Genomic DNA, 25,516 nt, shown 5'->3' with positions numbered 1-25,516 from the left:
GCTCAGGAGACGGGGGCGGAGCCGATGCCCGCGACCGCGACCGTCGGCGTGCCGTCCTGCACGGTCAGCGTGATCGTCGGGTCGGTGAGGACCTCGCCGGCCGAGGCCGCGTAGAGGGCGTCGGCGAGAGCCTCACCCGTGAGGCCGGCCAGGTCTACGCCGGGCTCGGCTGTCCCCGACCAGCACACCGTGCCGACGTCCGTGCCGTCCAGGCTACGCCACACCTCCGGCTGGCAGCCGTTGCTGGCGTCGGCCCTCGTCAGGCGGGCGGTGACACGGTCGGGGCTGAACTGGACCGACTGCACGATCCCCGACGGCGCCAGCAGCGTCAGCTCGTCGAGCGCCGTCTGCAGCTCCTCGGCCGACCACTGCCCGGTGAGGGCAGAGACGAGCTTGCCGTCGAGCCGGGAGGCGACCGGATCGGCGCCGGTGACGGACTGGGCATCGGCGCCGCACTGCATGGATGACACGTGCGACGAGGCCGTCACGGCGTACAGCGAGACGCGGTACCACGACTCGTCACACGACTCCTTCAGTGCGGTGAGCTCGGCGCCCAACGCCTCGGGGTCCAGCGAGTCGGCGGCCAGCGCCGCCACCTTGATGCTGGTGGGCTGCGGGTCGAGGCTCCGTGGCGCCAGGATGCGCGAGAGGGTCCCGTCGGCCGAGGAGGTGACGATGCTCAGCTGGTCGGGGGTCCACGTCAGGGATCCGAGGGATGTGGCCTGGTCGGCCGCCAGCGCCTCCAGCGCGGGGACGACCGCGGCCGCGGGGTCGATCGCGGGCTCCTCCCGCTCGGCCGGGGTGCAGCCCGCGAGGATCCCGGTGACCGCCACGGCCGTCGCCAGGGCAAGCCCGCGGGCATCACTCATCGAGCATCCGCTGCAACTGCTCGGCCTCCTGGGTGTTCAGTGCCTCGCCGGCGAGGTAGTTGCGGATCGTGGCGTCCAGCTTCTCCGACATGTCCTGCGTTGCGGACTGGCCCCGGGCCAGTGCCTTCTCGCGGAGGTCCTGGGCCAGCGTGTTCAGCCCCGAGGTCGCGGTGGCGGAGAAGCCGGGGAACTGCAGGAACATCGGCGCGATCGCGGGGGTGCCGGACGCCGTCGAGATGACGGGGTCGAAGTCGTCCGAGAGGTCCTCCCAGAACTCGATGTGGTCTTTGAACCAGCGGGTGTTGAACCGCAGCTCCTCGAACCCGGACTGATCGGGGGAGCGGTACCCCGAGAGGTTGGCCGGCATCGGCCAGCCGTTGCCTCCGCTTCCCGTCGGCTCGCTCATCGCGTTGATCTGTCCCCGCAGCTCCTCGGTCTTCAGCGTCGCCGTGACCGCATTGTTGAGCGTGTTGATCATCGCGGTGGCCTTTTCGGTCTGCCGCGACTTGTAGTCGTTGACGAACGTGGCCACGTCGCCGATCTTGCCGAGCACGAAGTCGATGCTCAGGTCCTCGGGCTTCCACGAACCCGTGGCCAGGTCTATGTAGGACTGGTTCTGTTCCCGCACGAGGTCAGCAAAGGCCGTCAGCGACTCCGTCATGTTCTGCAGGAAGGCCGCGTCACGCTCGAGCAGCGCCCGGATCACCGACTGCGTCGTGGAGTGAGCGGAGTCCTGGAGCGTCACGTTGTCGCGGTAGGTCTCCATCGCCGAGGGGCTCTGCCAGCCGGTGGTGTCCCCCGTGGTGCTGATCTGGGTGATGCTGCTGGGGAACACCAGAGCAGAGAGCTTCGCGACGGTGTCGACCCAGCCGCTCATGTGGTCCGCGACGCTGCCCACGGTGTCGCGGATGTCCTTGGAATCCAGCTCGAACTTCTCATCGACCTCGTCGACGATGCCCTGGGCGTTCTCGAGGGCATCGTAGGCCTCCTGCCGGCGTGGGTGCGGGACCTCCTCCTCGGTGAAGCTGAGACCGCCGACGCGCATCCAGAACTTGTCCCAGCCGCTGTACTTGTTGTCGCGGTACTCGACGCCGAGGTACTGCCCCGACGCCCAGCTCTCGTACTTGTACTGCTTCAGCTGTCCGATGGTGGACTTGATGTCGCCCATGACGGCCGCCCCGGCCTCCACGAGATCCTCGTAGCTGTCGACCATGTCGTCGCAGGACTGCTTGATGACCAGTGCGGCGTCGTACGACTCGTTGTCCGGCATGCCCGCCTCAGCTCACGAGCTCGCGGATCTGGCGGTCGAGGCGCCGCAGCGCCTCCCGCTCCTCGCGGCCGGGGTCGCGCCCGAGGAGGTCGACGCCGGCGAAGGCGCTGAGCAGCGTGTCGGCGAGAGACTGGAGCGTGGCGCGCCCGGCCCACTCGGGGTCGAGGGCTACGGAGTCGAAGCGACCCCCGTCGAGGAAGATGGCGACGTGGCGCTGGTCGTCGACGACCTCGTCGGCCCCGGCGGCCGCGAACTCGCCCGCCCTCGATCGGCGCAGGTAGTCGCGGGACCGCTGCATCCATTCGCGGTGCATCGCCATGTACTCGCGCAGCCGCTGCGGTGAGACCTGCCGTCGGGTGGCGTCGTCGCCCTCGGCGGGGGGCGGCGCCGTCTCGTCTTCGGGGAGGGCGGCTCGGATGGCCGCCGTGAGTTCCTCGGAGAGACCCCTGGTATCGGTGCGGTCCCGCCAGCCGTTGCGGATTCCTACCCTGACCAGTCGGCCAGCCTCGATCTCGACGTCCACCTCAGCGCCCATCGGCCCTCCTTCAGTTGTCTCGACCCTAGCGGCGCGTCCGGTCGCAGGGGCGGCATCCGGCTGAGTACGGATCCGCGATCCGCGTGAGTATCAGCCGTGCCAAGATGGGCGAGGAGGTGCCCCATGCTGTTCGACTGGTCGGCCGTTCCGCTGCAGGTGGGTCTGGTGACCGCAGCGTTCCTGCTCTGCGCCTGCATCGGCATTGAGAGGCAGTTCCAGCACAAGTCTGCCGGCGTCCGCACGCATGCTCTCGTCGGTCTGGGTAGTTGCGTGTTCACGCTGATCTCGGTCGAGGGGTTCATCTACCTGGCCGAGTACCAGGTCACGCGCGACCCCTCTCGCATCGCCGCGCAGATCGTCTCGGGCATCGGCTTCCTCGGAGCCGGCGTGATCTTCGTCAACCGCGATGTCGTCCGGGGTCTGACCACGGCCGCGTCGATCTGGCTGGCCGCCGCGATCGGCATGGCGTGCGGGGCGGGGCTGCTGCCGCTGGCCGTCTTCGCGACGATCCTGCACTTCGTCGCCGTGCTTGTCGTGGCGCCGCTGGCCCGCCTGATGCCGACGGCGGGGGAGCGGTCGACGGTGCTGCTGACCTATGCCGACGGCCGTGGCGTGCTGCGCGACGTGCTTGCCGTGGCGACCGATCTCGGGTGTGAGACGACGCTGGTGAACACGCGGCAGACGCACGTCGACGACACGGTCGCGGTCCGCGCCGAGATGCGGTTCCGCAAGGGTCCGCCGCTGCGCGACGTGATGACGCAGCTGAGCGAGGTGCGAGGCGTGCTGAGCGTCGAGCTGGCGACCCGCGACGACGAGCTCTAGAACCCGGACGCGGTCGGGAGTATTGAGCCCGCGTCGTGCAGAATGCTGGCACGGGCCGCCCGGTCCCGGAGATGAGGACCAGCCATGCACGCCACCGCCGTCGTCAAGAGACGCGTCCTGTCGCTCGTCGCCGCCCTGGCCGTGGTGCTGGCGGCGGGCGTCGTGCCCGCGGTTGCGGAGGGCCCGGACGTCTCGTCGGCCACGCCGTCCATCTCGGGCACGCCGCGGGTCGGCTCCACGCTGACCGCGAAGGCCGGCTCGTGGACCTCGGGGGCGACGCTGAAGTACCAGTGGCGCGCCGACGGCAAGGCGATCTCGAAGGCCACGTCGAAGACCTTCAAGCCCACCACGACGCAGAAGGGCAGGCGGATCACCGTCACGGTCACGGGCTCGAAGTCGGGGTACACATCCGTGTCGAAGACGTCGGCGGCCACGAAGAAGGTCATCCTCGCGCCGACCCCCAAGGTGACCGGCTCGGCGAAGCTGGGCTCGAAGCTGACCGTCAAGCGAGGCACCTGGACGTCGGGTGCCAAGCTGAAGGTGCAGTGGTACGCCGACAACGTCGCGATCCCGGGCGCCACGTCGACCACGTTCACCGTCACGACCAGCCAGCAGGGCAAGAAGATCTTCGCGCGCGTCACGGGCTCCAGGTCCGGCTACCCGACGGTGAAGCGGGACTCGGCCGTGACGAAGCAGGTCAAGCTCGTCGACACCTCAAGCAAGGCGTCGGTGGACGCCGCCTACACGAAGATCCTGCTGCCGGCGCTCAAGAAGAGCACCGGCTGGACGGGGAGGACGTCCAGCTGCAAGGTCGGCACGGAGTCCTCCTCGTCGAAGAAGGCCACGCTGGACGCGGTCAACTTCATGCGCGCCATGGTGCAGCTCGACGGAGTCCGCTTCAACAGCACCTGGAACAAGGAGGCGCTGCGGAACTCGCTGATGATGGAGGCGCGCGGCGAGATCACGCACTACCCGACGAAGTCGGGCTCCTGCTGGAGCACCGTCGGCGCCGACGCGGCAGGCCGGTCCAACATCGCGCTGCAGTGGGGCGGGTCGCTGCCCGCCGTGACGACCGGGGCCCGCGGCATCGTCGGCTACATGGTCGACGCCGGGAGCAACAACACGGTCGTCGGCCACCGTCGCTGGATCCTCGAGCCGTCGATCGCCGTCATGGGCACGGGCTCGACGAACCGGGCCAGCACGCTGACCGTCATCGGCAAGAGCGGGCTCGCCACGTCGAAGTACAACGCGAAGCCCACCTGGCTCGAGTGGCCGTCGGCGGGGTACTTCCCGGCGAGCATCGAGCCCGACGGCCGCTGGTCGCTGTCTGCTTCCGCGGCGGGGGCCGACTTCTCGAAGGCCAAGGTCACGGTCAAGACGTCCAGCGGCAGGAAGCTCTCCGTGAAGAAGTACGGCGTCGTGTCCTACATGGGGCCCGAGACGATCAGCTTCAAGGTGTCCGGGCTCAGCATGCCGAAGGGGTCGGCCGTCGCCACCTACACGGTGTCCGTGACGGGGATCAAGGGGACGTCGTCGTCGAGCTACAGCTACAAGGTCAAGCTGTTCAACCCCTGATCAATCAGGGTCGGATCAGGGAATATCCTCCTTGCCGAAAGGGTTGAGTGAAGTAGACTCAACTTAGCATTTCGAGGAGGAGAGACCCATACTCATGAACACCGAGAGGCTCACGACGAAGTCCCGCGACGCCGTCACCGCGGCGGTCCGCCGGGCTCTCACGAACGGAAACCCCAACTCCGAGACGGTGCACCTGCTGCACGGCCTGATGCTCACGCCCGACAACACCGTCGGCGCGCTGCTGGAGGCCGTCGGCGCGAAGGCCGCCGTCGTCGACAACGCCGCCGTCGAGGCGATCGGCAAGCTGCCGTCGACCTCCGGCAACTCGGTCTCGCAGCCCGCCCTCAGCGGGCCCTTCGCCCGCGTGCTCGCGGCGGCCGAGACCTTGGCCGACACGCTCGGCGACGACTTCGTCGCCACCGAGCACCTGCTGATCGCGCTGGCCGACATCGACTCGGATGCGAAGAAGATCCTCGCGCGCCACGGCGTCACCGCCAAGGCCCTCACCGAGGCCTTCCAGGCTGCCCGTGGCGGCAAGCGCGTCACGTCCGCGGAGTCGGAGGGCGGCGAGTCCGTGCTGGACAAGTACTCCGTCGACCTGACCGAGCGCGCCCGCGACGGGAAGCTCGACCCCGTCATCGGCCGCGACTCGGAGATCCGCCGCGTGGTGCAGGTCCTCGCGCGCCGCACCAAGAACAACCCGGTGCTGATCGGCGAGCCCGGCGTCGGCAAGACCGCCGTCGTCGAGGGCCTCGCGCAGCGGCTGGTGGCTGGCGACGTGCCCGACTCCCTGAAGGGCCGCCGGCTGGTGTCGCTGGACCTGGCCTCGATGGTCGCGGGGGCCAAGTACCGCGGCGAGTTCGAGGAGCGCCTGAAGGCCGTCCTGAACGAGATCAAGGAGGCCGAGGGCCAGGTCATCACGTTCATCGACGAGTTGCACACCGTCGTCGGCGCTGGCGCGTCCGGCGAGGGCGCCATGGACGCGGGCAACATGCTCAAGCCCATGCTGGCCCGCGGCGAGCTGCGGATGATCGGCGCGACCACGCTCGACGAGTACCGCGAGCGCATCGAGAAGGACCCCGCGCTGGAGCGGCGCTTCCAGCAGGTCTTCGTCGGTGAGCCCAGCGTCGAGGACACCATCGCGATCCTCCGCGGCCTGCGCGAGCGCTACGAGGCCCACCACAAGGTGCGGATCACCGACTCCGCGCTGGTGGCCGCCGCGACGCTGTCCGACCGCTACATCACGTCGCGCCAGCTGCCTGACAAGGCCATCGACCTGATCGACGAGGCCGCGTCGCGGCTGCGCATGGAGATCGACTCGTCGCCGGAGGAGATCGACATGCTCCGCCGCGACGTCGACCGCATGACCATGCAGAAGTTCGCCCTCGAGAAGGAGCAGGACGCCGCCTCGAAGGAGCGCCTCGCCGCCCTGAACGCCGAGCTGGCCGACGCGCAGGAGAACCTGCGCGGGCTCGAGGCGCGCTGGGAGGCGGAGAAGTCCGGGCTGAACAGGGTCGGCGACATCAAGGAGAAGATCGACGAGCTCCGCTCGGAGGCGGAAAGGTTCCAGCGCGGCGGCGACTTCGCGAAGGCCTCCGAGATCCTCTACGGTGAGATCCCCGCGCTGGAGAAGCAGCTTGCCGACGCCGAGGCGCCTGACGCCGCGCCGTCGATGGTCTCGGAGGACGTCGGCTCCGGCGACATCGCCGAGGTCGTCGCATCCTGGACCGGCATCCCCGTGGGCCGCATGCTTGAGGGCGAGTCGGACAAGCTGCTCCACATGGAGGAGCGCATCGGCGAGCGCCTGATCGGGCAGAAGGCCGCCGTCAAGGCCGTCTCCGACGCGGTGCGCCGCTCGCGCGCCGGGATCTCGGACCCGAACCGGCCCACCGGCTCGTTCCTGTTCCTCGGCCCCACGGGCGTCGGCAAGACCGAGCTGGCCAAGGCGCTGGCGGACTTCCTGTTCGACGACGAGACCGCGCTGGTGCGCATCGACATGAGCGAGTACTCGGAGAAGCACTCGGTCGCACGGCTTGTCGGCGCCCCTCCGGGCTATGTCGGCTACGAGGAGGGCGGCCAGTTGACCGAGGCCGTGCGCCGTCGTCCGTACTCGGTGATCCTGCTCGACGAGGTCGAGAAGGCGCACCCCGACCTGTTCAACATCCTGCTGCAGGTCCTCGACGACGGGCGCCTGACCGACGGCCAGGGTCGCACGGTGGACTTCCGCAACACGCTCCTGATCCTGACCTCCAACCTGGGCAGCCAGTTCATGGCCGACCCGCTGCTGGACGAGGAGACGCGCCGCAACTCGGTGATGGGCGTGGTGCGCCAGGCGTTCCGCCCGGAGTTCCTGAACCGCCTCGACGACACCGTCCTGTTCGACGCGCTCAGCGCCGAGGACCTGGCCCGGATCGTCGACATCCAGATCGACCGCCTGAACCGTCGCCTCGCCGACCGCCGCATCACGCTCGACGTGACTGAAGCGGCCCGCACCTGGCTCGGGGACGTCGGCTTCGACCCGGTCTACGGCGCCCGCCCGCTCCGTCGGCTTGTCCAGTCGACCATCGAGGACGCCCTAGCGCGCGGCCTGCTCGCCGGGGAGATCCACGACGGCAGCCATGTCACGATCGACCGCTCCGGCGACGGCGTGGCCATCGTCTGACGCCAGCGCTGGGGCCCCTCCGAGCGCCTACGCCAGCGCAGGGGCCCCTCTGATCGCAGCCGCCACCGCCGGTGGTCCCTCTGTTCGCAGACGCCAACGATTTGCACCGACGCCAACGATATTCACGCGAATACCGTTGGCGTCGGTGACATCGTTGGCGTCCTGCTTGGAGCGACGGTTGCGCGTTCCCGAAAATCGACCAGTGACCGCTTCTCCCCGGTCCACCAAGGAGAAGCGGTCACTGGTCGATTCTCGCGGTGGGACCCGGGTGGGGATCCCGTCTGATGGGGCTGAAGCGTCCCCCGACGCTGGTTGCGCGGCGCAACCGACTCCGCCTGCGGCTGCGTGACCGACTCGGTCTGTGGTTGCCCACCCGCCTGCGGCTGCGTGACGGACTCGGTCTGTGGGTGCACGACCGACTCAGCAGCGGTTGCGCCTTCGAGTTGGGCGCGCCGTCAGGCCTAGTCAGCTGCACCCGAGAGGCCCTGGTGCTGCGGCTGCGCCGTTGACTTTGGACGCTTCGTCAGTGCACCGAGAAGCCGCCGTCGACTGCGATGGACTGTCCCGTGACGTACGCCGAGCCGGGTCCCGCGAGGAACACGGCCGCGGCGGCGAAGTCCGACGGGCTGCCGTTTCGGCCAACGAGGGTCCGCGCGGCTAGTCGAGCGACGGTCTCAGGGTCAGAACTCAGGCGTCTGTTCAACGGTGTCTGCACGAAGCCGGGGATCAGGACGTTCGACGTGACGCCCTGCGAGGACCAGGCCTCGGCCTGGGACCGGGCGAGGCCCTCGAGCGCGGCCTTGGAGACCCCGTAGGCGCCGCTGGCTGCGAAGGGGCGATGGGCCTGCTGCGAGCTGATGCTGATGATGCGTCCATAGCCGCGATGTGCCATGCCGGGGGCGAGGCGCTGCCCGAGCACGAACGGCGCGTCGAGATTGACCCTCATCGTCGCGTCCCAGGTGTCCTCGTCGAGCTCTGGCATCGACGGCCGGAGGTTGATCCCCGCAGAATTGACGACGATGTCGACGGCCCCGACCTCGTCGGCGAGCCCGTGCGCGCCGACCCGGGACGACAGATCTGCGACGACGCCGGCGGCGGAGCAGCCACCGACGCGGATCGTCTCGAACGTCTCGTCGATCGCCGAGCGGGTCCGTGCGGCGACGACCACGTGGGCCCCGGCCTCCGCCAGGGCGAGTGCGATGGCCCGCCCGATCCCGGAGCTGCCGCCCGTCACGAGCGCGGAGCGGCCGTCGAGTCCGAAGAGCTGCTGCAGTGACATCGGCCCAGAGTAGCGACCAGTCACGCGACCGCCGGAGTGCGTCACATGCGAGAGCCCGGTATGTGCGGCGACGATGACTTCACGGGGTACCGCACGACAACGGGCGGACCACGTCGGCGGACCACGTCGGCGGACCACGTCGGCGGGCGACGTCGGCGGATCCCGTCGGCCGACCGACGAGAATCGGGCAGTGGTCGCTTCTCCCCGGTCCGGGGCAGAGAACCGTTGACTGCCCATGCGCGGCCGACTCGCGAGAATCGACCAGTGCCCCGTTCTCCTCGGCGGACCGGGGAGAACCGGGCACTGGTCGTTTTTCGGGGTGGGTCGAGTCGTGTCAGGGGCCGGGGCTCTCAGGGCGGTTCCGGGAAGTGAACCCGGGGGAGCCCGGAGGCGCCCCTCCGCCAGGCCGCGTACCCTGGAACGCATGCCCGACTTCATCCGCATCGGTGACGCAGAGCGCGACGAGGCCGTCTCGTTGCTGCAGGACCACCACGCGGCCGGCCGGCTCTCCACCGAGGAATTCGACGACAGGATGGGGAAGGCCCTCGAGGCCAAGGTCGCCGACGACCTGACGGCGCTCTTCGTCGACCTGCCCGGCCAGCGCCCCGGGCAGCAGTCCGCACCCGCGCCGGTCAGCTACGGGATGCCCGTCCCGCAGCAGTGGGCCCCGCCCGTCGAACAGGCCTCCGACCGGTCCAGGGCACTGTGGTGGGCGCTCGGCGCAGTCCTGGTGCTCCTCTTCGTGATGGGCGTCGGTACCGGTCACTTCATCGGGTTCCCGCTCGTGGTCATCGTCGCGGTGCTGGCCGGCCACAAGGCGCGGACCCGTCGGATGCTGTCCGGAAGGCCGCGTGGCCGCTTCCCTCGACCCCTGACGGTGGCCGGGAAGCAGGCCGTCATGCAGCAGCTGAGCCTCGGCAACCCCGACGGTGCCGTCGCGGCCTTCATGGAGGTGACCGGAGCCGACCCCGAGTCCGCCCGACGCGCCGTGTGGGCCCTCGGCCGCGAACTCGGCCGCTGACCGGTCCCCGACGCGCCGGATTCCCAGGGGCGCCGTAGTCTGGAGCCATGCCCGACTACATCCGCATCGGTGACGCAGAACGCGACGAGGCCATCGCGATCCTGCAGGAGCATCATGCAGCGGGCCGACTCTCGAACGAGGAGTTCGACGACCGGATGGGCCGGGCGCTCGAGGCCAAGGTCGCCCCCGACCTGGCCGTGCTCTTCAACGACCTCCCTGGGCGCAAGCCGGGACAGGCCGCGGCATCGGCCGGCCCCGCCCCGCAGCCGCTGGGCCTGCCCGTGCAGTACGGAGTCCCCTCCGCGCTGCCGGAGCCGGTCGCGAAGCTGGGCAAACCCTGGTACGCGCAGTGGTGGATGGTCATCGTGGCCATGGTACTCACCGGGATGTCCGACGGCCGGCTCGGCGGTCTCGTCCTCCTCACGGCGCTCTGGGTCTGGGTGATCTACCCCCAGATGGTCAAGCGCCGGACCCCCGTCGAACCGCCCGCGCCCCGCCGCCCGCTCACATACGAGGAGCGCGAGCAGATCATGTACTACATCCGCACCGGCAGCCCGGCGCAGGCCGAGGCCCGCTACCGCGACCTGACGGGCGCCGATCAGTTCACGGCGAAGATGACCGTCGCGGCGATGGCGCGGGAACTCGGCCGCTGACCCGGTGGCAGGATGGCCCCATGGCCTCCCTGCATGACATCCGACGCGACTACACCGGCGAGCCCCTCCCGCAGGACCTCTCCGGCCTCGACCCGTGGCGGTTCTTCGCCAGCTGGGTCCGGGAGGCGCTGGAGGCCGGGATCTCCGACGCGACGGCCGTGACGCTGGCCACCGCCGACGCGCACGGGAGGCCGTCGGCCCGGATCGTGCTGCTCAAGGAGTACTCGCCCCGTGGGCTGGTCTTCTTCACGGACTACGGCTCCGACAAGGGGCGCGACCTCGACGAGAATCCCGTCGCCAGCGCGTCGTTCTGGTGGGCCCCCCAGACGCGGCAGGTCCGGGCCACCGGCCCCGTGAGCCGCCTGCCCCGCGAAGAGTCCGAGGCCTACTTCGCCACCCGCCCGCGCGCCAGCCAGCTGGAGGCCTGGGCATCACACCAGTCGGCGCCCCTCCCATCGCGCGACGAGCTGGCCGCGGCCTTCGCCGAGGCCGAGGCACGGTTCGCGGGTCGCGACGTCGAGTGCCCTCCCGAGTGGGGCGGCTACCTCGTCGACGTCGACACCTTCGAGTTCTGGCAGGGGCTGCCGAGCCGGCTCCACGACCGAGTCCGCTTCGAACGCGACGGCGCGGGCGCCTGGTCCGCGACGCGGCTGCAGCCCTGACGCCTCACGCGGGCCGCAACTCGAGCAGCTTCGCGTCCTCTCCGTCCTGCAGCAGCCAGATCGACCCGTCCGGCGCCTCCGCTACGGCCCGGATCCGGGCATCCATGCTCCAGGTCTCCTTCTCGGTCGCCTTCACGCCGTCGAGGTCGACGCGGATCAGCGCCTCGCCCGACAGCGCGCCGATGAACGCGTCGCCGGTCCAGGCCGGGAACAGGTCGCCCTGGTAGATCAGCAGCGATCCGGGGGAGATCGACGGGTTCCACCAGACCTTCGGCGCGACGAAGCCGTCGCCCTTCGCGTGGTCGGGGATGTCGGTGCCGTCGTAGTGCGTGCCGTTGCTGACCTCCGACCAGCCGTAGTTGCTGCCCGCCTCGATCAGGTTCAGCTCGTCGCCGCCCATCGGGCCCATCTCGGTCTCCCACAGCCTGCCGTCGGCGTCGAACGAGATGCCCAGGGGGTTGCGGTGGCCCTTCGACCACAGCTCGTCGGTCACGTCGTCGCCCTCACCCGCCCAGGGGTTGCCGGGTGCCGGGTCCCCGTCGAGCGTGAGCCGCAAGATCGCGCCCAGGTTGGTGTCGAGGTCCTGCGCGGGGGTCATCTGCCGACGCTCGCCCGAGGTGACGTACAGGTGGCCGTCGTGCACGGCCAGCCGGTGCCCGAAGTGACCGTCGCCGGTGGTCTTCGGGACCTGCCGCCAGATGACCTCCAGCCCTGTGAGGGTGCGCTGCTCGACGTCGAGAAGACCCCGCCCGACGACTGCCCCGCTGCGTCCTGACGAGTCCGAGTTCACCCAGCTGAGGTAGACGGTGCCGTCGGCGGCGAAGGTCGGGCCCGCGATGATGTCGCCGAGCCCTCCCTGCCCGGCGACCGTGATGCTCTCCGGCGTGCCCGTCACCGGTTCGATGCCCCGGTCGTCGCGGATCAGGAGCACGCCGCGGCGCTCCGTGATGACCATCGCGTCCGTGCCGGGCAGGAACGTCATCGCCCAGGGCTCGTCGAACGTCTCGTGCTCGGTCACCTCGAACTCGTGGGTCTCCGGCACGGGGCTGACAGACGCGCTGGCCGGTTCCGGCGACGCGACCGCGGAACCGCTCGCCGACGCCGACGGGGAGGGGGAGGACGGCGCGGAGACGCTGGGTGCCCCGGCCGACGGGGAGTCGGCGGGGGAGTCGTCGATGGTGGAGCAGGCCGCCAGGAGCAGAGCCGCGGCGGCCGGGAGACGGAGTCGGCTGCTCATGCCTCGACGCTAGCCGTGGCGGGGTCAGGTCTCCCCGGCCCCGCGGCCCGGGCGCGTGTGGTGGTCCGGCCGGAGGGGCGCGTCGGGAGCGGTCACAGCCCGCTCTTCATCCACCCGTCCCCGCGGGCCCGCAGCCCCAGCGTCACGGCCCGGGCGCCCATGAAGCCGAGCGTGAACGACCCCCAGAGCCACAGCAGCGCCGGCAGGCCGGTGGGCAGCAGCAGGGCGATGAGCGCCAGCGGTGCGTAGACCACGAGCGTGATCAGGCCCGCCTTCGCCAGGTAGGCGCCGTCGCCGGCCCCGATCAGCACACCGTCGAGGAGATAGACGTAGCCCGCGAGCGCCAGCGTGGCGCCGACGACGAGCAGCAGCGACGCGACGATCCCGCGCACCGCGTCGTCGGTGGAGAACAGCCAGGCGATCGGGCCCCGCAACACGATGGCGGCGAGTCCCAGCACGGCCCCGGCGCCCACCGACCATCGGGTCATCACGCGGGTGAAGTGCCGCGCCCCGGACCGGTCGCCCGCCCCGAGCGCGGTGGCGATGATCGTCTGGCCCGCGATGGCGAGGGCATCCAGGGCATAGGCCAGCAGATTCCACACGTTCATCGCGATCACGTGGGCCGCGAGCGCCTCGGCGCCCTGCCGGGCTGCGACGTAGGTCGTGATGAGCAACGCGGCCCGCAGCGTCACGGTCCGCAGCCAGAGCGGGAACCCGATCCCGAGGCTCATCGCCATGTCTCCCCAGTGCGGCGCGAGCCGGGCGCCCGTCGGCCTGGCGCGTCGCCACACCAGCCAGGCGGCCGTCAGCCCCATGCCGCTCTCGGCGACGGCCGTACCGAGCGCCGCTCCGGCGATGCCGAGCTGGAGGCCGAACACGAAGCCGAGGTTGAGCACGAAGTTGGCAGCGGCGGCGGACACCGACAGCGCCAGTGGGGTCCGGGCGTCGGAGAACCCGCGGAAGGTGCCCGTCGCCGCGAGCGTGACGAGCATGAGCGGCAGGCCGGGGAGCGACCATCTCAGGTAGGTCACGGCGTAGGGGAGGACGTCACCGGAAGCGCCCAGCGCCGCGCACAGCCACGGCACCAACGGCCACATGACCACCGCGACGACGGCCCCGATGGCGAACGCGAGCCACATCGCCTGGATCCCCAGCTCGAGCCCGCGGCGGCGCTCGCCCGCGCCGACGTACCGGCCGACGACCGACGTCGACCCGTAGGCCAGGAAGATGCACAGCCCGACGGCGGTCAGTAGCAGGCCGCTGCCGACGCCGAGGCCGGCCAGCTGCAGGGTGCCGAGCCGGCCGACGATCCAGGTGTCGGCCAGCACCATCAGCGGCTGCGCCAGCAACGCGGCGAAGGCGGGGACGGCGAGGGACAGGATGCGGCGCGTGAGATTCATGGCGCAGTCAGAGTATCGCCGCCGCGGGCGGGCCCCTGCCGGTAGCCTCGGGGCGAACCGGGGCCGATGCGGCCCCGCGGGAGGAGTAGACGTGGCCGTCGTCAAGATCAACGCCATCGAGGTGCCCGAGGGTGCCGGACCGGAGCTGGAGAAGCGCTTCGCGGCGCGTCGGCACGCCGTCGACGGGTCCCCGGGGTTCCTCGGGTTCCAACTGCTGCGTCCCGTCGCGGGGGAGTCGCGCTACTTCGTCCTGACGCAGTGGGCCACCGAGGAGGACTTCGTCGCGTGGCGCGACAACGGTGCGCGCGCGGCCCACGCGGGCGGCGCCGAGCGGCGGCCCGTGGCCAGCGGCGCGCAGCTCCTGGAGTTCGAGGTCGTCGACCTCTGACCGCTCGCGGGCGGCCGGTAGGGTCTCGCCCATGAGCGAGCGCCTTGCCCCCGACCGCGACGTCCCCGGCGCGTTCTGGGTCCGGTTCGGCCCCACCCAGCAGTCCTGGGTCGACCCGTCGCGCCCGGACTTCCTCGCCTTCGAGTACGTCCAGCACATCGCGATGGTCCTCGACCACACCGTGCTCGACACGCCAGCCGACCATCGGCTGCGCATCGTGCACATCGGCGGCGCGGGCATGTCGCTACCCCGCTGGGTGGCCTGGCGCCGCCCCGGCACGGCGCAGGTCGTGTGCGAGCCGGACGTCGAGCTGACCGCCGAGGTCCGGCGCAAGATCCCGCTGCCTCCCCGCTCGGGCATCAAGGTCCGCGACGTCGACGGCCGCGCGGGGCTGGCCGCGATGCCGGAGGCGTGGGCGGACGTCATCATCGTCGACGCGTTCGACGGGCCGAGCGTGCCGGGCGAACTCGCCACCGTCGAGTGCCTCGACCAGCTGCGCAGGGTGAGCCGCGGCGACGCCGTCGTCATCTACAACGTCACCGACCGAGCGCCGTTCGAATGGGCGAAGGGCCTGGCGGCAGGGCTGTCGGCCCGCTGGCGCAACCTGATCGTCGGCATGGAACCCGTCGTCATGAAGGGAAAACGGTTCGGCAACGTCGTCCTCGCGGCCAGCGACAAGCGGGCCGACACCGCGGCGATCGAACGGGCCTCAGCCGGGCTGACCATCGGCTACCGCTGGATCGTCGGCGCACGGGCCCGCGACTGGCCGGGCGGCGCCGAACCCATGACCGACGACGATGCGACCACCTCGCCGGGCCCGCGCGGCCGAGGCTGGTAGGCGGCGCGCCGTGCCCAACGACGGACCTGCAAGAATGGGGCCCGTGCAGGCGAAGAAGAAGACCGGGAAGCGAGGCACCTCCCCGCTTGCGGTGTTCCTCATCGCCCTGGCGATCGCAGCCCTCTCTCTCGGCGGCTGGATCGCCTGGAGCTACTGGGGCAGCAACGTGCTCGCCCAGCGGGCCGCGGCCGACGAGCTGGTTGGCCTGCGGAACGCCATCGCCGAGGCGACCCCGACCGCCATCGAGACGGACGAGGCGCCGCAGGTCGCCCGGCCCGCCACCGGGACCGCCGCCTGGATCTTGCGCATCCCCGCCATCGGCCTGGAGGCGCCCGTCATCGCGGGCGTCGAGCCCTCCGACCTGGACCGCGGGCTCGGCTGGTATCCCGGCACGTCGCTCCCCGGCCAGGCGGGCAACTTCGCGCTGGCCGGAAACCGTGTCACCGGCGGAGCCTTCCTGCGCGACGTCATGAGCCTGGCCGCCGGCGACCAGGTGATCATCGAGACGCCCGAGGCGACGTTCACGTACACGCTCACCGTCGCCCCCGCCGACCTGACGGTCGCCTCCGACGACTCGTGGGTCCTCGACCCCGTGCCCGGCCACGTCGACATCGTGCCGACGCAGGCCTTCCTGACCCTGACCACCGCCGAAGACCTCGTGCCCACGGGCGACCGCTCCGTGGGCTTCGGCACCCTGACGAAGACGGAGACGCCATGACCGACCGCACCGAACTCATCTCGCACATCGGGAACCTCGCCGTGGTCCGCGGCAAGGTCACCCTCGCCTCCGGCAAGGAGGCCGACTACTACGTCGACATGCGTCGCGTCACGCTCGACGGCGTCGCGTCGCCCATCGTCGGGCGCGTCATGAACGAGCTCGTCGCCGACCTCGACTTCGACGCCGTCGGCGGGCTGACGCTCGGCGCCGACCCCGTCGCCACCGCGATGCTCCACGCAAGGGCGGCCGCGGGCGGGCGACTCGACGCCTTCGTCGTGCGCAAGGAGGCGAAGGCGCACGGGCTCCAGCGCCGCATCGAGGGCACCGACGTCGCCGGCCGCCGCGTGCTGGTCGTCGAAGACACCTCCACCACGGGCGGCTCGGCGTTGACCGCGGTCGAGGCGGTCCGCGAGGCCGGGGGCACCGTCGTCGCCGTCGCCGTGGTCGTCGACCGCGCCACGGGGGCCGCGGAGCGCGTGGCCGAGGCAGGGCTGGAGTACCGCTTCGCCGTCGGTCTGGAGGACCTGGGGCTCTAGCCCCGTCAAGGGCGGTTCCCCTTTTGACGGACGGTCAGGTCGGCTACCGTGAAGGGCGACCTACTAGGAGGCCAACCGTGATCGCCCTCATCATCGTTCTCGTCGTCATCGTCGGCATCATCGCCTGGGGCGTCGGCTCGTACAACTCGTTCGTACGCAGCCGCAACGTGATCCAGGAGTCGTGGCGTCAGATCGACGTCGAACTCAACCGCCGCTACGACCTGATCCCGAACCTGGTCGAGACCGTGCGCGGCTACGCGGCCCACGAGCGCAACACTCTCGAGCAGATCACCGCGCTGCGCAACCAGGCCCGCCAGCTGGCCGCGTCCGCGCAGGGTGCTCCGACGCAGGAGCGCGCCGCGGTCGAGCAGGAGCTGACGCAGGCCGTGCACGGCCTCATGGTGTCGGTCGAGGCGTACCCCGATCTGAAGTCCAACACCAATTTCCTCGAGCTGCAGCGCGAGCTGACCGACACCGAGGACCGCATCGCCGCCGCGCGTCGCTTCTACAACGCCAACGTGCGCGAGTACAACACCAAGATCGACTCTGTGCCCACCAACGTCATCGCGGGCTTCGCCAAGTTCGAGAAGGCCACGTACTTCGAGGTCAACGACCCGGCGGTGCGACAGGCGCCCGGCGTGAACTTCGGCGAGATCTCGCAGCGGCCCGCAGGTTCGACCGAGCCGCAGCAGCTGCCGACCAACACCCAGCAGCCCCCCGTGCAGCCGCCGTCGGCGCCCCCGCAGATCTCCACGGACCCGTTCGCCCGGGAGAACCAGAACAAGGGTCCGTTCCAGGGCTGAGCCCGCTCAGGCAGCCACACCCTCCGATTCGCCCTTCCGCGCCTTGAGGCGCTGGAGGGCGAACTCGATTCCCATCGGGACCAGCGAGACGAGCACGATGAGGACCAGCACGGCGTCGATGTGGTCGCGGATCAGCTCGACGCGACCGAGGAAGTACCCCAGCGTCGTGACGCCGACGCCCCACAGGGCCCCGCCGATCGCGGTGTAGGAGATGAACCGCCGGAAGGGCATACCCGCGACGCCCGCCACCAGCGTCACGATCGTCCGCACGATGGGCACGAAGCGCGCCAGGATCAGGGCCTTGGGCCCGTGGCGGTCGAAGAACGCGTGCGTCCGGGCGACGTGCCTGGGGTCGAGGACCTTGCCCATCAGCCCGTCGCGCGGTTTGAAGATCGGCGGCCCGACGACGGTGCCCAGCCAGTAGCCCGCGACGTTGCCCGCGATCGCGGCACAGGTCAGCACCAGTGCCGAGACGATCAGCGTCGGCATCGGGCCGCCGAAGCTGATGCTGCCGAGCGCGGCGAACATCCCGACGGTGAACAGCAGCGAGTCGCCGGGCAGGATCGAGAAGAGGCCGCACTCGGCGAAGATGACCAGCGCGCAGCCCCAGAGCGCCCAGTTGCCCATCGCGTTGATGAGGAACTCGGGGTCCATCCAGGCGGGCAGGAGCAGGGGGACCAATGTCGTCACGTGCCTACGGTACGCCTGGCTTCACTCTGGACCCGAAACCGCCGGGAGGTATCCCACACCCCAGAACTGTTCGCCTTGGGTGAAATCCCTCCAGGTGGTTGAAACATCAATCAAACTGAGCTACGGTTGTGTCAACAACCCCGAAAGGACACCAACATGAGCCTCGCCGATCTCAAGGGCACCCTCGTTCTCGATCCCACCCACACGACCCTGTCGTTCGTGACCCGCCACGCGATGGTGACCAAGGTCCGCGGCTCCTTCGAGAAGTTCGAAGGCTCCGCCGTCGTCGACGCCGCCAACCCGGCCGCCTCCTCTCTCGACGTCAAGATCGAGACCGCCTCGGTCGACACCCGCAACGCCGACCGTGACGCGCACCTTCGCTCCGGCGACTTCTTCGACGCCGAGCAGTTCCCCTACATCACGTTCAAGGGCACCGACTTCGCCGTCAAGGGCGACGTCGTCGAGGTCACCGGCGACATGACCATCAAGGACGTCACCCGCTCCGTCACCTTCCCGCTGGAATACCAGGGCGAGGCCAAGGACCCCTTCGGCAACACCCGCGTCGGCTTCGAGGGCTCCGTGCAGGTGCTCCGCTCCGACTTCGGCCTGACCTGGAACGCTGCCCTGGAGACCGGCGGCTTCCTCGTCTCCGACAAGGTCACCCTCGAGCTGGAGATCTCCGCGATCGCCCAGGCCTGAGCCTGATCTGACTGCCACCTTCGGATCCCCCGCCCGTCAGGGCGGGGGATCCGTCGTTACTCTCGACCCGTGAGCGACGCACTGATCGACCCCACCGCACCGACGGTCGGCGTCGGCCCGCACCCGGAGCCCTGGCCGGACGACGACCGCCTCGACCCCGAGTTGCTCGCCGGGGGCGACCGGCGCAACGTCGTCGACCGGTACCGGTACTGGCGCCTCGAGGCGATCGTCGCGGACCTCGACCACAGCCGAAGTGGGCTGCACGTCGCCATCCAGAACTGGGAGCACGACTTCAACATCGGGTCCATCGTGCGAACGGCGAACGCCTTCAACGTCGCCGGGGTGCACATCGTCGGCCGGCGGCGCTGGAACCGCCGCGGCGCCATGGTCACCGACCGCTATCTCCACGTCCACCACCACGCCGACGAGGCCGAGCTGCTCGACTGGCTCCGCGAGCGCGGCGTCACCCCCGTCGGGGTCGACAACCTGCCGGGCTCCGTGCCGCTGGAGACGGCACAACTCCCCGCCGACTGCTGCCTGGTCTTCGGGTCCGAGGGGCCGGGCCTGACCGAGGTGATGGTCGCCGGGTGCGACGCGCTCGTCGCCATCACGCAGACCGGGTCGACCAGGTCGATGAACGCCGGGGCCGCCGCGGCCATCGCCATGTACCACTGGCGCCTGCAGCATCCCCCTGTCGAAGTCGGGGCACCCGGCGTCGCGGACGTAGAGTGAGCAGCATGCCAGAGCGATTCGCCGCAGGGCTTACCCCGCTGCCCACCGCCGCCCGCGTCACCCAGCAGCGTTCGGCGCTGCGCTGGCGCATCATCTCGACCGTCATCTCCGCCGTCGTGCTCGGCCTCGTCATCTACTTCCTCGGCCGCGACTGGCCGCGCACCTGGACCATCGTGGTCGTCGCCCTGTGGACCGCCTCGTCGGTCTTCTGGCTCGTCGTGTCCGCGGTCGGGCTGGCCAACGCCAAGCGCGACCTTGCCGCCATCCAGGAGGGAGTGGCGTTCTACCTCGACGGCCGCGGCGTGGAGTTCGTCACTCCCGTCGCCGCGCGCGTCCCCTGGGAGAACGTGTCCGCGCTGAGGCTGGTCGGTCGCCAGTCCGGGGCCGGCCCGTCGGTCTCGCTCGAGGCCGACGGAGCCCACATCGCCAAGGTCCCGGTGTCGTTCATCGACGCCGCACCGGAGATCATCGACTCCGCGGCACGTGCCTATTCGCTCGGACGCGTCCACCTCGACACCAGCGCGCTGGACCGCGTGGTCTGAGCGCCGCCCGTCCCGCGAGGGTCACCCTTTGGCTGCCAAGGGGCACGCGATAGGCTGGGCGCGCTGAAGGATTCTTCGAGTTCACATCAAGAAATGAGGCTTCCATGCCAGTTGCAACTCCCGAGGTCTACGCGGAGATGATCGATCGGGCCAAGGCAGGCAAGTTCGCCTACCCGGCCATCAATGTCTCCTCCTCCCAGACCCTGAACGCCGCTCTCCAGGGCTTCACCGAGGCCGGCTCGGACGGCATCCTGCAGATCTCGACCGGTGGCGCGGAGTACATGTCCGGCCCCACCATCAAGGACAAGGTCACCGGCGCTGCCGCGTTCGCGGCCTACGCGCAGGAAGTTGCCAAGAACTACCCCGTCACGGTCGCCCTGCACACCGACCACTGCCCCAAGGACAAGCTGGACTCCTTCGTGCGTCCGCTGCTGGCCATCTCCGAGGAGCGCGTCGCCCGCGGCGAGCTGCCCCTGTTCCAGTCGCACATGTGGGACGGCTCGGCCGTTCCCATGGAGGAGAACCTCCAGATCGCTGACGAGCTCCTCGCCCGTTGCGCGAAGGCGAACATCATCCTCGAGATCGAGGTCGGCGTCGTCGGCGGCGAAGAGGACGGCGTCGTCGGCGAGATCAACGACAAGCTGTACACCACCGTCGAGGACGGCATGCGCACCGCCGAGGTCCTCGGCCTGGGCGAGAAGGGCCGCTACATGACGGCCCTGACGTTCGGCAACGTGCACGGCGTCTACAAGCCGGGCCACGTCAAGCTGCGCCCCGCTGTTCTCCAGGAGATCCAGCAGGCCGTCGGCGACAAGTACGGCAAGGCGTCCCCGTTCGATCTGGTCTTCCACGGCGGCTCGGGCTCGACCCCGCAGGAGATCTCCGACGCGGTCGACTTCGGCGTCATCAAGATGAACATCGACACCGACACGCAGTACGCCTTCACCCGTCCGGTCGTGGAGCACATGTTCCGCAACTACGACGGCGTCCTGAAGATCGACGGCGAGGTCGGCAACAAGAAGCAGTACGACCCCCGCGCCTGGGGCAAGGCTGCCGAGTCCGGCATGGCCAAGCGCATCGTCGAGGCCTGCGAGCAGCTCCGCTCCGCCGGCACGAAGATGGCCTGATCCGTCTGACCTGACAACGGCGGCCGGTCCCCTCGGGGTCCGGCCGCCGTTTCCGTTCCTGCCCCGCCGGGCAGGTTGTTGAATGTTTGACGATCTCGGGTAGGGTGGGGTCATGAGAGCATTCGGATTCCTGTCCTTCGGGCACTACTCGCCGGTGCGCGGGTCGCAGACCCGCTCCGCCGGAGACATGCTGAGGCAGACGGTCGAGATCGCCGAAGGCGCCGACGAGCTGGGGGTCAACGGCGCCTTCGTCCGCGTGCACCACTTCGCGCGGCAGGCCGCGTCGCCGATCCCGGTCCTGACCGCCATGGCGGCCCGCACTCGGCGCATCGAGGTCGGCACCGGAGTGATCGACCTGCGCTACGAGAACCCCCTCTACCTCGCCGAAGAGGCCGCCGCCCTGGACCTGCTGTCCGACGGCAGACTCGCGCTCGGCGTCAGCCGGGGGAGCCCGGAGACGGCGCTGCGCGGCTACGAGGCCTTCGGATACACCGGGTCGGCCGATCCGCGCGGTGCCGACATCGCCCGCGACCACTTCGAGACGTTCTGGCGCGCCATCAACGGGCAGACGGTCGCCGACGCGGACCCGCAGACCGGTCCCGCAGGTCGGCTGGCGATCGAGCCGCGTTCCGAGACGCTGCCCGAGCACGTCTGGTGGGGGAGTGGGTCACGCTCGTCGGCCGAGTGGGCGGGGAAGATAGGGCTCAACCTCATGAGCTCGACCCTGCTGACCGAGGCCACCGGGCAGCCGCTGCACGAGTTGCAGTCCGAGCAGATCCAGATCTTCCGCGACGCCTGGCGCGAGGCCGGCCACGCGCGCGCGCCCCGCGTGTCCGTCTCGCGCAGCATCTTCCCGATCGTCGACGACCGCGACCGCCAGTACTTCGGCGTCTCTGGAGGGGGCCGCGACCAGATCGGCGTGATCGACAACCTCCAGTCGACCTTCGGCCGCACCTACGCCGACGAGCCGGACAAGCTCATCGAGCAGCTGAGGCAGGACTCGGCCGTGATGAATGCCGACACCGTGATGCTCACCATCCCGAACCAGATCGGCGTCGACTACAACCTCCACGTGCTCGAGTCCTTCGCGAAGTACGTCGCGCCCGAGCTGGGCTGGAAGCCCAACTGGGAGGGCCCCGTCGAGGGCTGAGCCGAGGTCATCCGAGCGTGCTTGGTGCCGCGTGGGATGGTGGGCGCATGACCAGAGTCCTGATCCTCGGCGGCACCGGCTGGCTCGGGGCCGAGATCGCGCGCGGCTGGGTCTCGGCCGGAGCCGACGTCACCTGCCTCGCGCGCGGCACCTCGGCCGACGCCCCCGCCGGCGCCCGACTCGTGCGCGCGGATCGGCGGGAGCCGGGCGCCTATGACGCGCTCGACGGCGGGTGGGACGAGGTGGTCGAGCTGTCCTACGAACCGAAGCTGGTCGAGCCGGCGCTCCGCGCGCTCGCCGACCAGGCCCGTCACTGGACGCTCGTGTCCACCGTCTCGGTCTACGCCCGCAACGACGAGCCCGACGCGGATGAGTCGGCCGAGCTCGTCGAGCCGGCCGATCTCGCGCAGTACCCCGACGCCAAGGCCGCGGCGGAGCGGGCCACTGCCTCGTGGGTCGGGGAACGCCTGCTGATCGCTCGCCCCGGCCTCATCGTCGGCCCCGGCGACCCGTCCGACCGGTTCGGCTACTGGATGGCGCGCCTGGCGCGTGGCGGGAAGGCGCTCGCCCCGATCGCGGTCGGGCGGTACGTGCAGGTGATCGACGTCGGCGACCTGGCGTCCTGGGTCGTCGAGGCGGGGGGCCGTAGGCTGGCGGGCGTGTTCGACGTCGTCGGCGAGTCGATGCCGATGGAGGAGTTCTTCCGCGCCGCGTGCGACACCGCCGGGTTCGACCCGCAGGACCTCGTGCACGTGGCGGACGAGGACCTGCTCGCGCGGAACGTCCGGTACTGGGCGGGTCCCAGGTCGCTGCCGCTGTGGATCCCGGTTGAGGACACCGGCTTCGCCCGGCGCAGGGGCGCCGCCTTCCGGTCGGCGGGCGGCGTGGTGCGACCGCTGACCGAGACCCTGCGCCGGACCCTGGCCGACGAGGTGGCCCGCGGCGTCGACCGGGGCCGCCGGTCCGGCCTGACTGCCGCGGAGGAGGTCGACATTCTGGACTCGCTGGGGTGATGGTCGAGGGGTGACCGATGGTGCCGGCGGCGCTAGTATCTGCGTATGAGCGCAGATACGAAGACATGCAGCTTCGGGGTGGAGAGCCAGTACGTCGACCTCGCCGCCGAGGTGTTCTCCCTGCTGTCGGACGCCACCCGGATCCGGATCATTCTGGCGCTGCGGGAGGGGGAGCTGCCCGTGGGTGAGCTGGCGCAACGCGTCGGCAAGGCGCCGACCGCCGTGTCGCAGCACCTCGCCAAGCTGCGCTGGGGCAAGATCGTCCAGGCGCGGCAGGACGGCAACCGCGTCTTCTACAGCCTCATCGATGAGCACGCCCGCGAGCTCGTCACCCACGCCGTGTTCCAGGCCGAGCACGTCGTCGGCGGGGTGCCGAAGCACCACGTCGCGGCCGACGGCGCGGTCTCCGTCGAGGCCGCGGCCCAGTGACCGCGACCAGGGAGGCGGCCGACGAGGCCGTCGAGGCCACCGGCGCCGCGAGCCTCTGGCGTCGGGTCGACAGGGGCGACGCGCTGCGCACCGCGTTCGTCGCGGTGTGCACGCTGATCACGGCGCTCGGCCTCACCTGGCCCGCAGCTCCCGCGGTGGCGGTGCTCGGCCTCGTCATCGGCTGCTGGCCCATCCTGACGGAGGCGGTCGAGGACGTGCGTCACCGGCGGATGAGCATGGAGCTGTCCATGCTCATCGCGATCGTCGCGGCCGCGCTCATCGGCGAGTGGACGACCGCGCTGCTCATCGCCACCTTCGTCCTCGCGGCGGAGATCCTCGAGGACCTCTCGATGGACCGCGGCCGCGACGCCCTCACCGACCTGATGACCTTCCTGCCGGAGACGGTGCAGATCCGGACCGGCGACGGCGCGGCGGAGATCCCTTTGGTCGATGTCCGGGTGGGGCAGGTCGTCCTCGTCGCGCCGGGCGGCCGGGTGCCCGTCGACGGCGTGGTCGTCGCGGGGTCCTCGACGCTCGACCAGTCGCGCATCACGGGGGAGTCCCTGCCGGTGGACGTCGGTCCCGGGGCGGACGTCTACGCCGGGTCCATCAACCAGGTCGGGGCCGTCGAGGTCTCCGCAGTCCGGGTGGGGGAGGACTCCTCCTACGGCCGCATCGTCGAGGCCGTGCGCCATGCGCAGGCCTCGGAGCCGCCCGTCCAGCGGCTCGCCGACCGGCTGGCGGCCTGGCTCGTCTACCTCGCGCTGGGCGGCGCCGCCCTCACATTCCTCGTCACGCGCGACCTCACCGCCACGATCTCGGTGGTCGTCGTCGCCGGTGCCTGCGGCGTCGCGGCCGGCACGCCCCTTGCGGTGCTCGCCTCCATCGCGCGCGTAGCCCGCTCGGGCGCCTTCGTGAAGGACGGAGCCCACCTCGAGGCCCTTTCGGCGGTCGACACCGTCGTCTTCGACAAGACGGGCACGTTGACGATGGGGGACCCAGCAGTCGTTGGCGTCCGGTCGGCTGACGGCCTGTCGGAGGCCGAACTCCTCCGCCTCGCCGCGGCGGTCGAGCAGTACTCGGAGCACCCACTGGGCCGCGCGATCGTCGCGGACGCGCGCGCCCGGGGACTCACGCCTCCCGCGGCCGCTGACTTCATCTACCGGCCCGGCCTCGGGGTCGCCGCCGTTGTCGAGGGGGTCGCGGTCGTAGCGGGGGCCACCGGGTTGGTCCCCGACGCCCCGACGGGGCTGTTCGACGGCGTGGCCACCGCGGTGCACATCGGCGTCGACGGCCGCCACGCGGGGACGATCCTGCTGGCCGATCCCGTCCGGCCGTCCGCCAGGGCGGCCGTGGCAGAGCTGCACCGGCGGGGACTCCGCACCGTGATGATCACCGGCGACCAGGAGGGGCCGGCGCGTGCCGTCGCCGTCCAGCTGGGCATCCGGGAGGTGCGCGCAGGGCTGCTGCCGGAGGACAAGCTCGCAGCCGTCGACGCGGAGCGCGCCGCCGGGCACCGGCTGGCCATGGTCGGCGACGGCGTCAACGACGCACCCGCACTCGCCCGTGCCGACGTCGGCATCGCCATGGGCAGCGGCACCGACATCGCCCGGGAGAGCGCCGACGTCGTGCTCATCAGCTCCGACCTGGCGGACCTAGTTCACACGGTGCACGTGGCACGCCGGGCGCGGCGGATCGTGCTCGCGAACTTCGCCGGCACGATCGCCGTCGACCTCGTCGGCTGCTCGCCGCCTTCGGCATCCTCGGCCCGGTGGCGGCTGCGCTGGTGCACGTCGGCAGCGAGACGGCGTTCATTCTCAACTCGGCGCGGCTGATCCCCGGCAGGGGCGGCAGGGGGCGGTGACG

27 protein-coding genes are annotated in these 25,516 nt (G+C 70.6%); 20 read left to right on the top strand and 7 right to left on the bottom strand.

The genetic code is table 11. From position 1 onward, the window contains the following. Positions 1–2: 2 nt before the first annotated feature. Genes QH948_RS12150 through QH948_RS12140 form a run of 3 tightly spaced genes read right to left on the bottom strand, consistent with a single transcriptional unit; the run spans position 3 to position 2,674 of the window. On the bottom strand, positions 3–869 hold the full coding sequence (locus QH948_RS12150) for a hypothetical protein (protein ID WP_281144626.1): 867 nt from the start codon (positions 867–869) through the stop codon (positions 3–5). After that, a complete protein-coding gene (locus tag QH948_RS12145; RefSeq protein WP_281144625.1) occupies positions 862–2,139 on the bottom strand; it encodes a hypothetical protein in 1,278 nt (425 codons plus the stop codon). Before QH948_RS12145 ends, QH948_RS12150 begins: the two co-directional genes overlap by 8 nt. 7 nt (positions 2,140–2,146) lie before the next feature. Further along, positions 2,147–2,674, bottom strand: coding sequence for a hypothetical protein (locus tag QH948_RS12140; RefSeq protein WP_281144624.1), 528 nt, complete (start codon positions 2,672–2,674; stop codon positions 2,147–2,149). Between the two features lie 123 nt (positions 2,675–2,797). Here QH948_RS12140 and QH948_RS12135 point away from each other — a divergent pair, with 123 nt between their 5' ends. The 4 genes from QH948_RS12135 to QH948_RS12120 all read left to right on the top strand — a co-directional run bounded on the left by QH948_RS12135 (position 2,798) and on the right by QH948_RS12120 (position 8,242). Beyond that, on the top strand, positions 2,798–3,496 hold the full coding sequence (locus QH948_RS12135) for an MgtC/SapB family protein (protein ID WP_281144623.1): 699 nt from the start codon (positions 2,798–2,800) through the stop codon (positions 3,494–3,496). An 84-nt stretch (positions 3,497–3,580) separates the two neighbouring features. Then, entirely contained in the window at positions 3,581–5,071 is a 1,491-nt protein-coding gene (locus QH948_RS12130; RefSeq protein WP_281144622.1) for a CAP domain-containing protein, read from the top strand. A 94-nt stretch (positions 5,072–5,165) separates the two neighbouring features. After that, positions 5,166–7,733 carry an ATP-dependent chaperone ClpB gene (clpB, locus tag QH948_RS12125; RefSeq protein ID WP_281144621.1) on the top strand — a complete coding sequence of 856 codons (2,568 nt, stop codon included), beginning with the start codon at positions 5,166–5,168 and terminating at the stop codon, positions 7,731–7,733. Between the two features lie 284 nt (positions 7,734–8,017). Next, positions 8,018–8,242 (top strand): hypothetical protein, encoded by a 225-nt coding sequence (locus QH948_RS12120; RefSeq protein WP_281144620.1) that lies wholly within the window; start codon positions 8,018–8,020, stop codon positions 8,240–8,242. Positions 8,243–8,256: 14 nt separating this feature from the next. Here the strand turns inward: QH948_RS12120 and QH948_RS12115 are convergent, their stop codons facing one another. After that, the gene (locus QH948_RS12115; protein ID WP_281144619.1) at positions 8,257–9,012 is read right to left on the bottom strand and encodes an SDR family NAD(P)-dependent oxidoreductase; all 756 of its coding nucleotides are present in this window, start codon (positions 9,010–9,012) and stop codon (positions 8,257–8,259) included. A gap of 424 nt (positions 9,013–9,436) precedes the next feature. On the opposite strand from QH948_RS12115, the gene QH948_RS12110 reads away from it, so the two are divergent. From QH948_RS12110 to pdxH, 3 genes are read left to right on the top strand one after another with little or no spacing between them, the layout of a single operon-like run. Beyond that, positions 9,437–10,033, top strand: coding sequence for a DUF1707 SHOCT-like domain-containing protein (locus tag QH948_RS12110; RefSeq protein ID WP_281144618.1), 597 nt, complete (start codon positions 9,437–9,439; stop codon positions 10,031–10,033). Between the two features lie 47 nt (positions 10,034–10,080). Next, the gene (locus QH948_RS12105) at positions 10,081–10,686 is read left to right on the top strand and encodes a DUF1707 SHOCT-like domain-containing protein (RefSeq protein ID WP_281144617.1); all 606 of its coding nucleotides are present in this window, start codon (positions 10,081–10,083) and stop codon (positions 10,684–10,686) included. A 20-nt stretch (positions 10,687–10,706) separates the two neighbouring features. Continuing rightward, positions 10,707–11,348, top strand: a complete 642-nt coding sequence (gene pdxH / locus QH948_RS12100) for a pyridoxamine 5'-phosphate oxidase (protein WP_281144616.1) — start codon at positions 10,707–10,709, stop codon at positions 11,346–11,348. Between the two features lie 4 nt (positions 11,349–11,352). On the opposite strand, the gene QH948_RS12095 is transcribed toward pdxH, so the two are convergent. Together QH948_RS12095 and QH948_RS12090 are read right to left on the bottom strand one after the other, a co-directional pair. Beyond that, entirely contained in the window at positions 11,353–12,585 is a 1,233-nt protein-coding gene (locus QH948_RS12095) for a PQQ-dependent sugar dehydrogenase (RefSeq protein WP_281144615.1), read from the bottom strand. A gap of 92 nt (positions 12,586–12,677) precedes the next feature. Further along, the gene (locus tag QH948_RS12090; protein ID WP_281144614.1) at positions 12,678–13,985 is read right to left on the bottom strand and encodes an MATE family efflux transporter; all 1,308 of its coding nucleotides are present in this window, start codon (positions 13,983–13,985) and stop codon (positions 12,678–12,680) included. Positions 13,986–14,076: 91 nt separating this feature from the next. On the opposite strand from QH948_RS12090, the gene QH948_RS12085 reads away from it, so the two are divergent. The 5 genes from QH948_RS12085 (at position 14,077) to QH948_RS12065 (ending at position 17,268) form a co-directional block, all read left to right on the top strand. Further along, positions 14,077–14,373, top strand: coding sequence for an antibiotic biosynthesis monooxygenase family protein (locus QH948_RS12085; RefSeq protein WP_281144613.1), 297 nt, complete (start codon positions 14,077–14,079; stop codon positions 14,371–14,373). Positions 14,374–14,404: 31 nt separating this feature from the next. After that, entirely contained in the window at positions 14,405–15,211 is an 807-nt protein-coding gene (locus tag QH948_RS12080) for a spermidine synthase (RefSeq protein ID WP_281144612.1), read from the top strand. Between the two features lie 43 nt (positions 15,212–15,254). After that, on the top strand, positions 15,255–15,929 hold the full coding sequence (locus QH948_RS12075; protein WP_281144611.1) for a sortase domain-containing protein: 675 nt from the start codon (positions 15,255–15,257) through the stop codon (positions 15,927–15,929). After that, entirely contained in the window at positions 15,926–16,465 is a 540-nt protein-coding gene (gene pyrE / locus QH948_RS12070; RefSeq protein ID WP_281144610.1) for an orotate phosphoribosyltransferase, read from the top strand. The genes QH948_RS12075 and pyrE overlap by 4 nt, the downstream gene beginning before the upstream one ends. Positions 16,466–16,542: 77 nt before the next feature. Further along, a complete protein-coding gene (locus tag QH948_RS12065; protein WP_281144609.1) occupies positions 16,543–17,268 on the top strand; it encodes a LemA family protein in 726 nt (241 codons plus the stop codon). A 6-nt stretch (positions 17,269–17,274) separates the two neighbouring features. Here the strand turns inward: QH948_RS12065 and QH948_RS12060 are convergent, their stop codons facing one another. Next, positions 17,275–17,922, bottom strand: a complete 648-nt coding sequence (locus tag QH948_RS12060) for a DedA family protein (RefSeq protein WP_281146197.1) — start codon at positions 17,920–17,922, stop codon at positions 17,275–17,277. Between the two features lie 192 nt (positions 17,923–18,114). Between QH948_RS12060 and QH948_RS12055 the strand changes: the two genes are divergently transcribed. From QH948_RS12055 to QH948_RS12020, 8 genes are all read left to right on the top strand, one after another. Then, a complete protein-coding gene (locus QH948_RS12055; protein ID WP_281144608.1) occupies positions 18,115–18,657 on the top strand; it encodes a YceI family protein in 543 nt (180 codons plus the stop codon). Between the two features lie 69 nt (positions 18,658–18,726). Next, entirely contained in the window at positions 18,727–19,389 is a 663-nt protein-coding gene (locus tag QH948_RS12050; RefSeq protein WP_281144607.1) for a TrmH family RNA methyltransferase, read from the top strand. A gap of 5 nt (positions 19,390–19,394) precedes the next feature. Further along, positions 19,395–19,931 (top strand): hypothetical protein, encoded by a 537-nt coding sequence (locus tag QH948_RS12045; RefSeq protein WP_281144606.1) that lies wholly within the window; start codon positions 19,395–19,397, stop codon positions 19,929–19,931. Between the two features lie 104 nt (positions 19,932–20,035). Further along, entirely contained in the window at positions 20,036–21,058 is a 1,023-nt protein-coding gene (gene fbaA, locus QH948_RS12040; RefSeq protein ID WP_281144605.1) for a class II fructose-bisphosphate aldolase, read from the top strand. A 112-nt stretch (positions 21,059–21,170) separates the two neighbouring features. Beyond that, entirely contained in the window at positions 21,171–22,208 is a 1,038-nt protein-coding gene (locus QH948_RS12035; RefSeq protein ID WP_281144604.1) for an LLM class flavin-dependent oxidoreductase, read from the top strand. Positions 22,209–22,255: 47 nt separating this feature from the next. After that, on the top strand, positions 22,256–23,221 hold the full coding sequence (locus QH948_RS12030) for an NAD-dependent epimerase/dehydratase family protein (RefSeq protein WP_281144603.1): 966 nt from the start codon (positions 22,256–22,258) through the stop codon (positions 23,219–23,221). A 45-nt stretch (positions 23,222–23,266) separates the two neighbouring features. Next, the gene (locus QH948_RS12025; protein WP_281144602.1) at positions 23,267–23,650 is read left to right on the top strand and encodes an ArsR/SmtB family transcription factor; all 384 of its coding nucleotides are present in this window, start codon (positions 23,267–23,269) and stop codon (positions 23,648–23,650) included. After that, positions 23,647–25,485 (top strand): heavy metal translocating P-type ATPase, encoded by a 1,839-nt coding sequence (locus QH948_RS12020; protein ID WP_281144601.1) that lies wholly within the window; start codon positions 23,647–23,649, stop codon positions 25,483–25,485. Before QH948_RS12025 ends, QH948_RS12020 begins: the two co-directional genes overlap by 4 nt. The last annotated feature ends 31 nt before the right edge of the window (positions 25,486–25,516 follow it).

Source organism: Tessaracoccus lacteus (genome assembly GCF_029917005.1).
In the GTDB taxonomy this organism is placed as follows: Bacteria; Actinomycetota; Actinomycetes; order Propionibacteriales; family Propionibacteriaceae; genus Arachnia; species Arachnia lactea.
This window is presented reverse-complemented; position numbering and strand designations above follow the sequence as displayed.

Excerpts from the sequence above, each read along its gene's own strand:
- QH948_RS12115 (WP_281144619.1), bottom strand. The coding sequence starts at position 9,012 with ATGTCACTGCAGCAGCTCTTCGGACTCGACGGCCGCTCCGCGCTCGTG.
- QH948_RS12110 (WP_281144618.1), top strand. The coding sequence starts at position 9,437 with ATGCCCGACTTCATCCGCATCGGTGACGCAGAGCGCGACGAGGCCGTC.
- pyrE (WP_281144610.1), top strand. The coding sequence starts at position 15,926 with ATGACCGACCGCACCGAACTCATCTCGCACATCGGGAACCTCGCCGTG.
- fbaA (WP_281144605.1), top strand. The coding sequence starts at position 20,036 with ATGCCAGTTGCAACTCCCGAGGTCTACGCGGAGATGATCGATCGGGCC.
- QH948_RS12105 (WP_281144617.1), top strand. The coding sequence starts at position 10,081 with ATGCCCGACTACATCCGCATCGGTGACGCAGAACGCGACGAGGCCATC.
- QH948_RS12135 (WP_281144623.1), top strand. The coding sequence starts at position 2,798 with ATGCTGTTCGACTGGTCGGCCGTTCCGCTGCAGGTGGGTCTGGTGACC.
- QH948_RS12130 (WP_281144622.1), top strand. The coding sequence starts at position 3,581 with ATGCACGCCACCGCCGTCGTCAAGAGACGCGTCCTGTCGCTCGTCGCC.
- QH948_RS12095 (WP_281144615.1), bottom strand. The coding sequence starts at position 12,585 with ATGAGCAGCCGACTCCGTCTCCCGGCCGCCGCGGCTCTGCTCCTGGCG.
- QH948_RS12140 (WP_281144624.1), bottom strand. The coding sequence starts at position 2,674 with ATGGGCGCTGAGGTGGACGTCGAGATCGAGGCTGGCCGACTGGTCAGG.
- QH948_RS12045 (WP_281144606.1), top strand. The coding sequence starts at position 19,395 with ATGCCAGAGCGATTCGCCGCAGGGCTTACCCCGCTGCCCACCGCCGCC.
- QH948_RS12060 (WP_281146197.1), bottom strand. The coding sequence starts at position 17,922 with ATGGACCCCGAGTTCCTCATCAACGCGATGGGCAACTGGGCGCTCTGG.
- QH948_RS12055 (WP_281144608.1), top strand. The coding sequence starts at position 18,115 with ATGAGCCTCGCCGATCTCAAGGGCACCCTCGTTCTCGATCCCACCCAC.
- QH948_RS12120 (WP_281144620.1), top strand. The coding sequence starts at position 8,018 with ATGGGGCTGAAGCGTCCCCCGACGCTGGTTGCGCGGCGCAACCGACTC.
- QH948_RS12080 (WP_281144612.1), top strand. The coding sequence starts at position 14,405 with ATGAGCGAGCGCCTTGCCCCCGACCGCGACGTCCCCGGCGCGTTCTGG.
- clpB (WP_281144621.1), top strand. The coding sequence starts at position 5,166 with ATGAACACCGAGAGGCTCACGACGAAGTCCCGCGACGCCGTCACCGCG.
- QH948_RS12030 (WP_281144603.1), top strand. The coding sequence starts at position 22,256 with ATGACCAGAGTCCTGATCCTCGGCGGCACCGGCTGGCTCGGGGCCGAG.
- QH948_RS12035 (WP_281144604.1), top strand. The coding sequence starts at position 21,171 with ATGAGAGCATTCGGATTCCTGTCCTTCGGGCACTACTCGCCGGTGCGC.
- QH948_RS12090 (WP_281144614.1), bottom strand. The coding sequence starts at position 13,985 with ATGAATCTCACGCGCCGCATCCTGTCCCTCGCCGTCCCCGCCTTCGCC.
- QH948_RS12025 (WP_281144602.1), top strand. The coding sequence starts at position 23,267 with ATGAGCGCAGATACGAAGACATGCAGCTTCGGGGTGGAGAGCCAGTAC.
- QH948_RS12145 (WP_281144625.1), bottom strand. The coding sequence starts at position 2,139 with ATGCCGGACAACGAGTCGTACGACGCCGCACTGGTCATCAAGCAGTCC.
- pdxH (WP_281144616.1), top strand. The coding sequence starts at position 10,707 with ATGGCCTCCCTGCATGACATCCGACGCGACTACACCGGCGAGCCCCTC.
- QH948_RS12150 (WP_281144626.1), bottom strand. The coding sequence starts at position 869 with ATGAGTGATGCCCGCGGGCTTGCCCTGGCGACGGCCGTGGCGGTCACC.